A 12,969-nucleotide genomic window follows, 5' to 3' on the forward strand; every position below is an offset into this window, starting at 1 on the left:
ACTCGCTCTACTGGACCGAGTGAAGCCAGCTTTCGCGCTTGACGCGGAAAAGTTGTGACAGGTGGGGTCAGTCGGCGAGGGTGCGGTGGAACAGGTCCCGGACCGGCTCGGGCAGGCCGTGCTCGGGCAGGGTGACCTCGTTGCCCTGCGGCGGGCAGGCCACGTGGTAGGTGTACGAGTCGGGGATCGTCCGCCCCTCGCGGGCCTGCTGCGCGAGCGTCGTCAGCCGGTCGCCGGCCAGCAGGTCGCTCCACGCGGAGGCGTCGGCGCCCGGCAGCGAGTCCACCGCCACCGTGCGTTCGCGCACCTGACCGGCCAGGCCGCCGGTGCGCCTGATCCGGACCTCGGCGGCGTTGGCCGACGAGTCGCCGGTGGGTGCCGGGTCGGGAGTCGGGTCCTGGCCACCGGAGCCGCCAGAGCCACCGCTGTCACCCGAGCCACCGCCGTCGGCGCTCAGCACCCCGACCCGGACCCACGCGTCACGCACGACGGTCGCCTCGGGTGAGCCCGCGGCATACCGGGCCTCGGCGGCCGCCACCGTCAGACCGGCGAAGGTCGCGAAGTCGCAGTCGGCCGCGATGCCGCTGCCGGTGAGCGTGTCGTACCAGACCTGCCCGGCCTTCTCCCACGCGTTGCCGCCGATCGCGGTCGCGGCCAGGTAGAAGGCGTGATTGGGGATGCCGGAGTTGATGTGGACGCCGCCGTTGTCATCGGTGGTCTCGACGTAGCCGTCCATCGTCGCGGGCTGTGGGTCCTTGCCGAGCTGCGGGTCGTCGTAGGCGGTGCCCGGCGCCTTCATCGAGCGCAGCGCCACGCCCTTGACCTGTGGCGTGAACAGGCCGGCGCCGATGAGCCAGTCGGCCTCGTCGGCGCTCTGCCCGAGCAGCTGCTGGCGCACCAGCGACCCGAACACGTCGGACACGCTCTCGTTGAGCGCGCCCGGCTGCCCCTGGTACGTCAGACCGGCCGTCAGCTCGGTCACGCCGTGGGTGAGCTCGTGCCCGATGACGTCGACGGCCACCGTGAACCGGTTGAAGACCTGCCCGTCGCCGTCGCCGAACACCATCTGGGTGCCGTCCCAGAAGGCGTTGTCGTAGTTGCGCCCGTAGTGGACGGTCGCCAGCAGGGGCAGGCCCTTGTCGTCGAGGGAGTCGCGCCCGTATGCCGTGGCGTACAGCTGCCACGTCGCGCCGAGCCCGTCGTAGGCCTCGTCGGCCGCCTCGTCGCCGGTGACCGGGTCACCCTCGCCGCGGACCTTGGTGCCGGGCAGGGTCTCGGTGCCCCCCGCATCAGAGATCACCCGCTGCGGGCCGCTGCCGTCGTCGGCCTGCGGCTTCGGCGTCGCCGCACCACCCGGCTCGGGCGTGGCGGTCGGCCGGCCAGCCCGCCGCTGCCGGTGGGTGGCGTCGACCTGCAGGGTGCGGCGGGCGATCTGCGCGACGTCGCCTTCACCTCCGGCCATCGCCTCGAGCAGGTACGGCGGCACGATCGAGCACCGGTGACCTGACGAGCGCTGACCGGATGAGTCGGTGACGGGGGAGGGGACTGGCTGGGACGGCATACCCATCACCATGCCCCTGCCCACCGACGCCCGCGACCCGGCGAGCGTGCCCCGTTTGCGCTCGACCGGCTCAGCCGTAGGTGTCCCGCGGACCGCGGCCGTAGTCGGTGCGGCGCGGGCCCTTCTTCCACGACGGCGCGCTCGGTCCGACGATCTTGAGCTCGGTCACCGTGCCCTTGCCCGCCTCGTTCTCCAACCGGCCCATGATGCTCGCCTCGAGCAGCTGCAGCTGCACCATCCAGGCCGTCGAGTCGGCGCGCACCGTCAGCACCCCGGCCTCGAACGTCACCGGCGCGCAGTGCTGGGCCACCTCCGGCCCGACGATCGCCGGCCACCTGCCCATCACCGAACCCACCGCCACGTCGACCTTCCAGCCGCGGTCGCTGGTCAGCCGGTCGAGCTGGTCGCCGAGCGTCACCGGGTCGCGGCCGTCGCGGCCGCGGTCACCGGCCGGGTCCCGTCTGCCGGCCACCCGCCGACGCATCGGCCGCAGCCCGGGCCGCAGCCCCTTTTCCTTGGCCGCCGCGCGGGCACGTTCCAGTGCAGCCGCGGCCGCGTCCTCGGCCGGCTCCTCAGGGACCTCGTCATCCACGTCACTCACGTGCGGTCACCTCACCCAACGACACGGCATACGACTGTCCCGCAAGGGATTTCGGCACATCCGCCTCGACCGCCGCGGTGATGAGCACCTGCTCGCAGTCGGCCACCATCGCCGCGAGCCGCTCGCGCCGGCCCGAGTCGAGCTCGGCGAAGACGTCGTCGAGGATCAGCACCGGGTCCTCGCCGAGATCGTGCCGGAGCAGCTGGTATGCCGCGAGCTTGAGTCCCAGCGCGAACGACCAGGACTCGCCGTGGCTGGCATAGCCCTTGGCCGGCAGCTCGCCGAGCGCCAGGACGAGGTCGTCGCGGTGCGGTCCGGCCAGGGAGACGCCGCGCTCGACCTCGCGCTCGCGGACCTCCTCGAGCGTCGCGAGCAGCTCGGTGCGCAGCTGCTCGATCTCGGGCACCTCACCGCCGGCCAGCGACGCGGCCGCCGCCTCGCGCAGGGACGACTTGTAGGTCACGCGGGCGTCGGACTGACCGGCACTGACCTCGTCGTAGGCCTTGGCCAGGTATGGGCCGAGGTCGCGCAACAGCCGCAGCCGGGCGTAGAGCAGCTGCGAGCCGACCGTGGCGAGGTGCTCGTTCCACACGACCAACGTGTGCAGCGCCGAGTCGCGGGCCTCGTCGGACAGGTCCTCGCCGGGACGCGGCCGACGGCGAGATCCCTTGCGCAGCAACGGTTGTGCCGACTTGAGCAGAGCGTTGCGCTGCTTGAGGATCTTGTCGTAGTCGCTGCGCACCCCGGCCCAGCGCGGCTGGCGCGCCACGAGCAGGTCGTCGAGGAACTTGCGCCGCTCGGACGGGTCACCCTTGACCAGCGCCAGGTCCTCCGGCGCGAAGAGCACCGTCCGCAGGGTGCCGAGCACCTCGCGCGGGCGCTGTACCGGCGAACGCCCGAGCCGCGCCCGGTTGGAGCGGCCCGGGTTGACCTCCAGCTCGAGCAGGGTCTCGCGGCCGTCGCGCATGATCGCGCCCCGGATCACGGCCTGCTCGGCCCCGAACCGCACGAGCGGCTGGTCGGTCGCGACCCGGTGGCTCGACAGGGTGGCGAGGTAGCCGATCGCCTCGACGAGGTTGGTCTTGCCCTGGCCGTTGAGCCCGACCAGCGTGGTGACGCCCGGCTCGAGGGGCAGCTCGGCCTTCGGGTAGCTGCGGAAGTCGGCGACCGACAGGTGGCGGACGTACACCTCGACCTGCGGCGGCCCGCTAGGCCTTCTTCGCGGCGCGCTTGGCCGCGCCCCGCTTCGCCGCGCCCCGCTTGCTCGCCTGCGCGCCGGTCGACCCGGTGCCGGAGGTCGCACCGGCCCGGGTGGCCCCGGAGCGGCCGCGACCGGCGGCGGAGGTGGACCCGGTGCCGGACGAGGGCCCGGCCGCCGCGGCCTTGCGGCCCTTGGCAGCAGCCTTGGCCGCGCTCTTGGTCGGCTTCTCCTTGGTGGCGGCCTTGACCTGCACCGACTTCTCGTGCTGGGGCGCGCCCTCCTCGCGCAGCTGCTCGCCCTCCTTGACGGTCATGACCTGATGCCCGCCGAAGCCTCCGCGCAACGCCGCAACCGCCTGCATCGTCGGCGACTCCTTCTGCCGCGAGGCGAACCGCGCGAACAGCGAGGCCGAGATGACCGGCATCGGCACCGACAGGTTGATGGCCTCCTCGACGGTCCACCGGCCCTCGCCGGAGTCGACGGTGTAGCCCGACACGTCGTCGAGGTGCTCGTTCTTCTCGAGCGCGTCGACGAGCAGGTCGAGCAGCCAGGACCGGACGACGGTGCCACGGGTCCACGCCTTGAAGGCGCCCGGCACGTCGGTGACGATGTCCTTCGCCTCGAGCAGCTCGTAGCCCTCGGCGTACGCCGCCATCAGGCCGTACTCGATGCCGTTGTGGACCATCTTCGTGTAGTGCCCGGCGCCGACCTTGCCGGCGTGGACGAAGCCCTCGTCGCGCGGACCCTCGGGGCGCAGGGCGTCGAAGATCGGCATGGCTCGCTTCACGTTCGCCGCGGAGCCGCCGACCATGAGGCCGTAGCCGTTCTCCAGGCCCCAGATGCCCCCGGAGACACCACAGTCGAGGTAGCCAATTCCCTTGGCCTTCAACAACTTCTCGTTCTCGAAGTCGTCGGTGTACTTGCTGTTGCCGCCGTCGATGACGAGGTCACCCTTGGACAGCAGCTTGCTCAGCTTCTCGATCGTGTCGCGGGTCGGTGCCCCGGACGGGACCATCACCCAGACGATGCGCGGTGCCTGCAGCTTCTTGACCAGGTCGGCCAGGCTCTTGGCGTCGGACACCTTCGGGTTGCGGTCGTACCCCACGACATCGATCCCCGCGCGGCGCAGCCGCTCGCGCATGTTGCCGCCCATCTTGCCGAGACCGATCAGACCGAGCTGCATGGGAACGCCCTTTCGTGAGGCTGCGATGAGACTGCGATGCGGGTATGCCGTGGTGTCACCCCCACGGGGCGACGCCCGTCAGGCTACGCCCGAGGGTTTCAGCTCGCGAAGCGGACCGGCATGAGCACGTAGCGGTACGAGGTGTCGGCCTCGCCGTCCTGCTCGTCCTGGCCGCTGAGCACCGCCGGCCGCGACGGCTGGGTGAAGGAGAACCGGCTGAAGGCGGTGCCCACCGCGCCCAGCCCGTCGAGGAGGAACTGGGGGTTGAACGCGATCTCGATCTCCGGCCCGGTGAGCGTGGACTCGACGGCCTCGGACGCCTGGGCGTCATCGCCGGTGCCGGCCTCGATCGCGACCTGGCCGTCGGTGAACCGCAGCCGCACCGGGGTGTTGCGCTCGGCGACGAGGGCGACACGCTTGACCGCCTCGATCAGCTCACCGGTCGACACGACCGCCTCGGTGTCGACCGAGGTGGGGAAGATCGAGGTGACCTTCGGGTACTCGCCGTCAAGCAGGCGGGTGGTGGTGCGCCGCTGCCCGGCCTCGAAGCCCACGAGCCCGTCACCACCGGCGTTGGCGCCGAGCGCGAGCTCGATCGACCCGGAGGCACCGAGGGCCTTGGCCGTCTCGGACAGCGTGCGTGCCGGCACCAGCGCGAGGTGGCTGGCATCGGTCGCGTTGGGGTTCCACGTCAGCTCGCGCATGGCCAGCCGGTAGCGGTCGGTGGCGAGCAGCGTCATGGTCGAGCCGTCGATCTCGACCCGGACCCCGGTGAGGATCGGCAGGGTGTCGCCGCGGTCGGCCGCGACCGACACTTGGGCCACGGCCTGGGTGAAGACGTCACCGGCGATGGTGCCGCTGGCCTCCGGCGCGGTCGGCAGGGTCGGGTAGTCGTCAGCCGGCATCTGCATCAGGCTGAACCGGGACGAGCCACAGGTCACCGAGACCTTGCTGCCGTCGGTGGCGACGTCGACCGGTTTGGCCGGCAGATTGCGGGAGATGTCGGCCAGGAGCCGGCCGAGCACGAGCACCTGGCCGCCCTCGGCGACCTCGGCGGGCACGGTGATCTTGGCCGAGACCTCGTAGTCGAACGCCGAGAGCGTGATGCTGCCCTCTTCGTCGGCGTCGATGAGCACACCGGCGAGCACTGGCACGGGGGGCCGGGCCGGCAGGCCGCGTGCCACCCAGGTCACGGCGTCGGCGAGGACCTCACGTTCGACCCGAAACTTCACCTGTACCTGCCCTTCAGAACCCGTCGACGCGGCGGGAATTCCACGATTGTGATGTGGGCACCGACCCTAGTGTGCGGGCGCGGTGCGGCCAACCCGGATGCGGCAAAGTTGTCGTTCGGTCCTCTGTCCTTCCCCTGGTGGTCCCTGCCTCTCCCTCCCCAGGGGGTCGAGCGGTCGCATGGGTACTCGGGGCGGGATTGCTGAGTTGAGGGATCTCATCGTTGTCATAGCGGTTGTGGATCCTGTGGACGAGGCACGAACGCGCAGGTCAGCGGTCCGCGCAGGGTGTGGGTATGCCGTGGAGCAGGCCTGCGGACGAGCTGGCACCTCGTGTGGATGGCTGGCGTCGCCCACATGGTCTCCACACGGCGCACCGGTGTCGTCCCCAGCCCGGGGCGCGGTCGTGCACGAGTTCTCCCCATGTTGTCCACAGGTTGTGGTTGACGGTTCAGCCGTTCACCCGATGGTGGAGTCCCGCCACCACATACCCACAGAGTTGTCCACAGGTGTGGACCACGTCCCTTCGTCCCGTTTCGTCCGAATCCCGGTGCCGTCCCTGCGGGTCCCAGCACGGCCCCGGACCCAGGTAACGGAGCGGTGAACGCGTGGACACAGGTGTGGAGAAGGGTGTGGAGAACTGTGGACAGGGTGGCTCCGCGCGCTCACGTGTGCACGACCAGGCATCGGGACACCGTCGTGACACGGGAGTTGCGAGCATGAAACGGGCAGCATTTGGTGGGGTTTCACGCACGCAACCCCCGTTTTGCGCGGGGCCCGGCACCCGGGCGAGGCGTCAGCGCGACTGCTGCTTGATGCGGTTGGTCAGCTCGGTGACCTGGTTGTAGATCGCACGCCGCTCGGCCATGAGCTGGCGGATCTTCTTGTCCGCGTGCATGACCGTGGTGTGGTCGCGGCCGCCGAACTGCTGGCCAATCTTCGGCAACGACAGGTCGGTGAGCTCGCGGCAGAGGTACATCGCGATCTGCCGGGCGGTGACCAGCACGCGCGAGCGCGACGTGCCGCACAGGTCCTCGATGGTCAGGCCGAAGTAGGCCGCGGTCTGGGCCATGATCGTCGCGCTGGTGATCTGGCTGCCCTGCTCGGTCGGGATGAGGTCACGCAGCACGATCTCGGCCAGGCCCATGTCGACGCTCTGGCGGTTGAGGCTGGCGAACGCGGTCACGCGGATCAGCGCGCCCTCGAGCTCGCGGATGTTGGTCGAGATGCGGCTGGCGATGAACTCGAGCACCTCGTCGGGCGCGCTCATCCGCTCCTGGATCGCCTTCTTGCGCAGGATCGCGATGCGGGTCTCGAGGTCGGGCGGCTGCACGTCCGTCAGCAGGCCCCACTCGAACCGGCTGCGCATCCGCTCCTCGAAGCCGGACAACAGCTTCGGCGGCAGGTCGCTGGTGATGACGACCTGCTTGTTGGCGTTGTGCAGCGTGTTGAAGGTGTGGAAGAACTCCTCCTGCGTCTGCACCTTGCCCTGCAGGAACTGGATGTCGTCGATGAGCAGCACGTCGACGTCGCGGTAGCGCTTCTGGAAGTTGCTGGCCTTGTCGTCGCGGATGCTGTTGATGAAGTCGTTGGTGAACTCCTCGGAGTTCACGTAGCGCACCTTGACGTGGCCGTAGAGGTTGCGGGCGTAGTGACCGATGGCGTGCAGCAGGTGGGTCTTGCCCAGCCCGGACTCGCCGTAGACGAACAACGGGTTGTACGCCTTGGCCGGCGCCTCGGCCACCGCAACCGCGGCCGCGTGCGCGAACCGGTTGCTCGCGCCGATGACGAAGGTGTCGAAGGTGTACTTCGGGTTGAGCCGGGTGGCTTCCTCGGTGGTGGCGCGGGCCTCGTCACGGGGCAGGCGCGTGGGCGGCGCCTCGGTCAGCGGCGTGCCGATGGTCGGTATGCCGGCCGGCTGCGGCTGCGCGGCGGCCTCGCCACCGGGGCCGGTCGGGTCGCCCGCGGGATGCGCGCCGGGGTCGGCGGTGGCCGTGTCGGCGGAGTTGGCTGCGTGGCCCGGGCCGGCTGCGTCGGAGTCGGCCGGGTGTGGCTGGTCGGCCAGACCGGCGGTGTCGGTGGTGTGTTCGAGACTGGGATCAACGGTGACCGCCAGCTGTACGGACTGGCCCAGCTGCTCGGACAACGCGCGGGTGACCGCATCGCGCACCCGCTGCTCGACGACGCCCTTGGTGTAGTCGTTGGGCACCTTGACCAGCGCGGTGCCGTCGAGCAGCCCGGCCAGGCGGGTCAGGGCGAGGAAGGCCTGCTCACGGGCGGGAAGCCCGGCCTCGTCGAGGGTGGCGATGGTGTTCCGCCAGATCTGTGAGTAGTCCAGATCCGCCTCACTCACAGCTGCCACGTCCCCTTTTCGACGAATCGGTGCTTGCCCTGTCGCAGGGTCACGGTGCCTGTCCACACACTTATCCACACCCTGTGGGTGAAAGAGGGGACGAGGAGGGACGCTAACAATCCGGGCCCGGCACGGGCAAGCCGGTCCGGCGAAATTTCCCACGGGGCGGGCAGTTTGCGGTGGTCCCCTCCGGCGTGTCGGAGCCGGTCGGCCCGGTCGTGGTGCTAATGGGATGACCCGCTCGTGGCGGGGTAGCTGGTTTGACCCTGTGGACGCCGCTCGCGTACCGTGGGACCTCGGCCTGTCGGCCGCTTTCGCATGCCCGTGACCTCTGGTCCGTCCGCGCGCGCCTCTGCGCCCGTGGGACGCCCGACCTGGCGCGGGCTTCCGATGGCGACCGAACGGGTCGGCACCTCGATCTCGACCGGGCCATCGGGGCCCGACCAGTCAACGGAGAAACCCTCGTGAGCAAGCGTACTTTCCAGCCGAACAACCGCCGCCGGGCCAAGACCCACGGCTTCCGCCTGCGCATGCGCACCCGTGCGGGTCGCGCCATCCTGTCGGCTCGTCGTCGCAAGGGTCGCTCCGAGCTCTCCGCCTGAGGTCGACCCCGTGCTGCCTGCGGGGAACCGGCTCCGGGTGAGCTCGGACTTCGCGGCAGTGTTCCGGGGGCCCAGGGGAGCCCGAGCCGGCTCCACCCTGATCGTGGTGCATGCCAACCAGACCGACGCGCGTGCGGGACAACCGCCGCGGGTCGGTTTTGTTGTCTCCAAGGCGGTCGGGACGGCGGTGGTGCGCAACCGCACCAAGCGTCGTCTGCGGGCCCTGATGGCTTCCCGCCTGGCGCTCCTGCCTCAAGGCACCGACGTCGTCGTACGCGCGAATCCCGTTGCGGCACAATCGAATTCGCACGAATTGGGTGCCGAGCTCGACGCCCTCCTGGGCAAGGTGCTGGCTCGGCTGGCCGGTGGGCACGCGAAGGCGAGCCCGGCATGAGCAGGCTCTCGCGGCTCGCGACGGCTCCCCTCGTCGGGCTGATCGTGCTCTACCAGCGGTTCATCTCGCCGCTGCGCCCGGCCACCTGCCGCTACTACCCCTCCTGCTCTGCGTATGCCGTGACCGCGCTGCGCACGCACGGCCCGGTCCGGGGAACCTGGCTGGCACTTCGCCGGTTGGGCAGGTGCCATCCGTGGAGTGCCGGCGGGGTCGACCACGTGCCCGGCACGGGGCGCACCTACCGTGACCCCATCCCCGAGACCAGATCCACCCCGGACGACCCCGTCCACCCGGCCGCCGCCTGAGGCGACCACCCGAGAACCTGCCGGCCACGCGGCATACCCACCAAACGGCCGGAACCACCGGCGAAGCCCGCTTCGCCACCAGACCCGAGGACACGATGAGCTTCAGTGACCTGATCTATCCGTTCGAGTGGATCGTCGCCTGGATCCTGTACGGCTGGCACAGCCTCTTCACCGCGATCGGCATCCCGCCGGCCTCCGGTGCCGCCTGGGTGCTGTCGATCATCGGCCTCGTGGTCGTGATGCGCGCGGCGATGATCCCCTTGTTCGTCAAGCAGATCCACGCCTCGCGCCGGATGCAGCTGATCCAGCCGGAGATGCAGAAGATCCAGGCGAAGTACAAGGGCAAGACCGATCCCGAGTCCCGGCAGGCCATGACGCAGGAGACCATGGACCTGTACAAGCGGACGGGCACGAACCCGTTCAGCTCGTGCATGCCGATCCTGCTCCAGTCGCCGTTCTTCTTCGGCCTGTTCCGCGTCCTCAACGGCCTGCAGGGCATGGCCGACGGCAGCAAGGACACGATCGGCCCGATCACCCGCCAGCTGGCCGCGCAGGCCGAGCAGTCGACCCTGTTCGGCGCGCAGCTGTCGGACAAGTTCATCGGGTCCGAGACGACGACGGTCAAGGTCGTCACCATCATCCTCATCGTGCTGATGTCGCTGTCGACGTTCACCACCCAGCACCAGCTGATGCGCAAGAACATGCCGGCGTCGGCGCTGGACAACCCGTTCGCCAAGCAGCAGAAGCTGCTGCTCTACGCCATGCCGATCTTCTTCGCCATCTCCGGCGTGAACTTCCCCATCGGTGTCCTGCTCTACTGGCTCACCACCAACGTGTGGTCGATGTGCCAGCAGTTCTACGTGATCCGGCGCATGCCGGCGCCCGGCTCCCCCGCGGAGCAGGCGCTGCGCGACCGCAAGGCCAAGCGCGGCAAGGTGCACGAGGAGTTCACGGTCAAGGGCCTGGACAAGAGCGACGACGACGCCCCCAAGCAGGTCAGCGGCCAGCGCCAGCAGCCCACGCGCAACAAGAAGCGCAAGGGTGCCCAGAAGACCAGCCCGCAGGCGCCCAAGCCGGGCCAGAAGGCCCAGACCGCCGGCGGCCCCGGCACCCCCAGCACCAAGAAGGGCAAGGCCCAGGCGTCCAGCACGCCCGGCTCGGCAGTGACCGAGAACGCCCCCAAGACCGACAACTGAACGGGAACACATCACCATGAGCGAGCACGAGACCCTGGTCGAGGACCAGACGACCGACCAGACGACCGACCAGGCCGACGCCAGCGAGGCGCCCGTCGCCGAGCAGAGCACGGACGAGACCGAAGCGGCGTCCGCCGCCCCGCGTCGGGCGCGGCCGACCGCCACCCGGGCCCAGCTCGAGCGGGAGGGTGAGGTCGCCGCCGACTTCCTCGAGACCCTGCTCGACATCGCCGACCTCGACGGTGACCTCGACGTGGACGTCGACGGCGACCGCGCCTCGGTGAGCATCGTCGACTCGGACGAGGGCCGGGTGCCGCGTCGACTCGTGGGGCAGGACGGGATCGTCCTCGACTCGCTCCAGGAGCTGACCCGCCTCGCGGTGCAGTCCGCCACCGGTGAGCGCAGCCGGCTGATGCTCGACATCGCCGGGCACCGGGCCGAGCGTCGCGCGGCGCTCGTGACGCTGGCCCAGCAGGCCATTGCCCAGGTCAAGGACAGCGGCGAGTCCACCGCGCTCGACCCGATGAGCGCCTTCGAGCGCAAGGTCGTGCACGACGAGGTGCTCGCCGCGGGGCTGGCGTCGGAGTCCGAGGGTGTGGAGCCGCGACGGTATGTCGTGGTCCTCCCGGCCTCCTGAGCCGTTCCGTTTCACGTGAAACACGACAGATGAGCACGCACCACGACGACGGGCGCGACCCCCAGGCAGGGGTCGCGCCCGTCGCGCATGCGGCGTCATCCGGGGAGGCTCCGGTTCGGCCAGCTGCGGCGCCTCCCGCGACGCCTCCCACCGCGGCGACCGTGTTCGGCGATCGGCTCGGCCTCGCCGAGCGGTTCACCGCGATCCTCGCCGACACCGGCGTGAGCCACGGCCTGATCGGTCCCCGCGAGGTGCCGATCCTGTGGGAACGACACGTGCTCAACTGCGCCGTGGCGCAGGAGGCGTTCCCGCAGGGAGTCGCGGTGGCCGACATCGGTTCCGGTGCGGGCCTGCCCGGCCTCGCGCTCGCGATCGCCCGCCCTGATCTCGAGCTGCACCTGGTCGAGCCGCTGCTGCGGCGCACCACGTGGCTGTCGACCACGGTCGAGGAGCTCGGTCTCGACAACGTCACCGTGCACCGCGGCCGCGCCGAGGAGCTGGCGGGCACCCTCGAGGTGCCGTGGGCGACGGCTCGCGCCGTGGCCAGGCTCGACAAGCTGGCCCGCTGGACCTTCCCCCTGCTGACCGCGGGCGGAACCCTGGTCGCGCTCAAGGGCTCCTCCGCGGCCGACGAGCTGGCCGCGGACGAACCGGCACTGCGCCGGCTCGGGATGGTGTCGGCGCAGGTCCGCAGCTACGGGGCCCAGGTCCTCGACCCGGCCACCACGGCGGTGGAGCTCACCATCGGCGAGGCGCGGGCGCGCGCAGGCAAGGCGGGCGCCCCGTCGCGTAAGCGCAGCGGGGCGAAGGGTCAGGGCCGGCGCCGCTGAGCGTGGCGCGACCCTCACGCGAAGAGGAAGTCCGCCGCCACGTCGGTCGCCCGCACCGATCCGGCTTCGCCGAACAGTTGCCGCTGCTGCGCGTCGGCGGTGCCGGGCCAGGCATGACCGACGCCGGCCAGCCGGTGCAGCCGGGCGACGACGCTGTCGTCGGCGGCATGCCACGTGGTCACCTCGTCGGCCGGGGACGCCTGTCGCACAACGGATTTGGCGCCGAGCCCGTCCGCCCACGCCTGGGCTGCCGTCGGCACGGACTCGGCCCACCGTGGCTGGTCGAGACCGTGCCAGGGGTTGATCTGGTCCCGTGCTCCGTGCAGCGCGAGCAGCCCGGCCCGCGGTGGGGCAGGTGGGGTGCGCACGCCGCTGACACAGACGACCCGCGTCACCGGGCAGCCTTCCTGCCCCGCCCAGTGCGACAGCAGCCGGGCGCCGCCCGACCAGCCGAGCGCGAAGACCCGGTCCGCGTCCGTGCCCCACTCCCGGTGGGCGTGCTCGACCAGTGCCGTGAGGTATGCCGTGTCGTCCACCTCGCGGGTCGCGGTGCCGGGCGGCACCCCGAACAGGGGCACCCCGGGGATGGACCACGCGAAACCGGGCTGCCGGACGCCCTTGAACTGCAGCGGCACGGCAGCGGTGGGTGCCACGACCACCGCTGTGTGCTCGTCGACCCACGCCGGGGTGCCCGTGACCGCGACGTGGCGGGCGGCGTCGAACCCGCTGCCGTGCAGGTCGAGGACCAGGGCAGCACCACCAGTGCTCGCGGGTAGCCAGGCCAGCGCCGACCGTGCCAGCCCACCCACGGCGAGGTCGAGCGGGACCGATGGCGACGGCATACGGCTCCGATCTGGTGGTGGTGTGGGCCGGACAG

At 70.9% G+C, this 12,969-nt stretch carries 13 protein-coding genes; 6 read left to right on the forward strand and 7 right to left on the reverse strand.

What is annotated here, in order from left to right; genetic code table 11:
- Positions 1-67: 67 nt before the first annotated feature.
- From HJG52_RS18765 to dnaA, 6 genes are all read right to left on the reverse strand, one after another.
- The gene (locus HJG52_RS18765) at positions 68-1,561 is read right to left on the reverse strand and encodes a protealysin inhibitor emfourin (protein WP_171245170.1); all 1,494 of its coding nucleotides are present in this window, start codon (positions 1,559-1,561) and stop codon (positions 68-70) included.
- A 70-nt stretch (positions 1,562-1,631) separates the two neighbouring features.
- Positions 1,632-2,162, reverse strand: a complete 531-nt coding sequence (locus tag HJG52_RS18770; protein WP_346767846.1) for a DciA family protein — start codon at positions 2,160-2,162, stop codon at positions 1,632-1,634.
- Positions 2,155-3,351, reverse strand: a complete 1,197-nt coding sequence (recF, locus tag HJG52_RS18775; RefSeq protein WP_171245171.1) for a DNA replication/repair protein RecF — start codon at positions 3,349-3,351, stop codon at positions 2,155-2,157. Before recF ends, HJG52_RS18770 begins: the two co-directional genes overlap by 8 nt.
- Positions 3,352-3,370: 19 nt before the next feature.
- On the reverse strand, positions 3,371-4,546 hold the full coding sequence (gnd, locus tag HJG52_RS18780) for a phosphogluconate dehydrogenase (NAD(+)-dependent, decarboxylating) (protein WP_171245172.1): 1,176 nt from the start codon (positions 4,544-4,546) through the stop codon (positions 3,371-3,373).
- Between the two features lie 98 nt (positions 4,547-4,644).
- Positions 4,645-5,778, reverse strand: coding sequence for a DNA polymerase III subunit beta (gene dnaN / locus HJG52_RS18785; RefSeq protein ID WP_171245173.1), 1,134 nt, complete (start codon positions 5,776-5,778; stop codon positions 4,645-4,647).
- A 793-nt stretch (positions 5,779-6,571) separates the two neighbouring features.
- Positions 6,572-8,128 carry a chromosomal replication initiator protein DnaA gene (gene dnaA / locus HJG52_RS18790; protein WP_171245174.1) on the reverse strand — a complete coding sequence of 519 codons (1,557 nt, stop codon included), beginning with the start codon at positions 8,126-8,128 and terminating at the stop codon, positions 6,572-6,574.
- 464 nt (positions 8,129-8,592) lie between these two features.
- Between dnaA and rpmH the strand changes: the two genes are divergently transcribed.
- From rpmH to rsmG, 6 genes are all read left to right on the forward strand, one after another.
- On the forward strand, positions 8,593-8,730 hold the full coding sequence (gene rpmH, locus HJG52_RS18795) for a 50S ribosomal protein L34 (protein ID WP_106297453.1): 138 nt from the start codon (positions 8,593-8,595) through the stop codon (positions 8,728-8,730).
- 10 nt (positions 8,731-8,740) lie between these two features.
- Positions 8,741-9,124, forward strand: a complete 384-nt coding sequence (gene rnpA / locus HJG52_RS18800; protein ID WP_171245175.1) for a ribonuclease P protein component — start codon at positions 8,741-8,743, stop codon at positions 9,122-9,124.
- Positions 9,121-9,429: a membrane protein insertion efficiency factor YidD gene (gene yidD, locus HJG52_RS18805; RefSeq protein ID WP_171245176.1), complete on the forward strand. Its 309-nt coding sequence runs from the start codon at positions 9,121-9,123 to the stop codon at positions 9,427-9,429. The genes rnpA and yidD overlap by 4 nt, the downstream gene beginning before the upstream one ends.
- 95 nt (positions 9,430-9,524) lie before the next feature.
- Positions 9,525-10,625, forward strand: coding sequence for a membrane protein insertase YidC (gene yidC / locus HJG52_RS18810; protein ID WP_171245177.1), 1,101 nt, complete (start codon positions 9,525-9,527; stop codon positions 10,623-10,625).
- Between the two features lie 16 nt (positions 10,626-10,641).
- Positions 10,642-11,262 (forward strand): Jag family protein, encoded by a 621-nt coding sequence (locus HJG52_RS18815; RefSeq protein WP_171245178.1) that lies wholly within the window; start codon positions 10,642-10,644, stop codon positions 11,260-11,262.
- 29 nt (positions 11,263-11,291) lie between these two features.
- On the forward strand, positions 11,292-12,092 hold the full coding sequence (gene rsmG, locus HJG52_RS18820) for a 16S rRNA (guanine(527)-N(7))-methyltransferase RsmG (protein WP_171245179.1): 801 nt from the start codon (positions 11,292-11,294) through the stop codon (positions 12,090-12,092).
- A 14-nt stretch (positions 12,093-12,106) separates the two neighbouring features.
- Here rsmG and HJG52_RS18825 read toward each other — a convergent pair whose 3' ends face one another.
- Complete coding sequence (locus HJG52_RS18825; RefSeq protein ID WP_171245180.1) at positions 12,107-12,934, reverse strand: alpha/beta hydrolase family protein; 828 nt, start codon at positions 12,932-12,934, stop codon at positions 12,107-12,109.
- Positions 12,935-12,969 lie beyond the last annotated feature (35 nt).

This window comes from Knoellia koreensis (assembly GCF_013041615.1).
Taxonomy (GTDB): domain Bacteria; phylum Actinomycetota; class Actinomycetes; order Actinomycetales; family Dermatophilaceae; genus Pedococcus; species Pedococcus koreensis.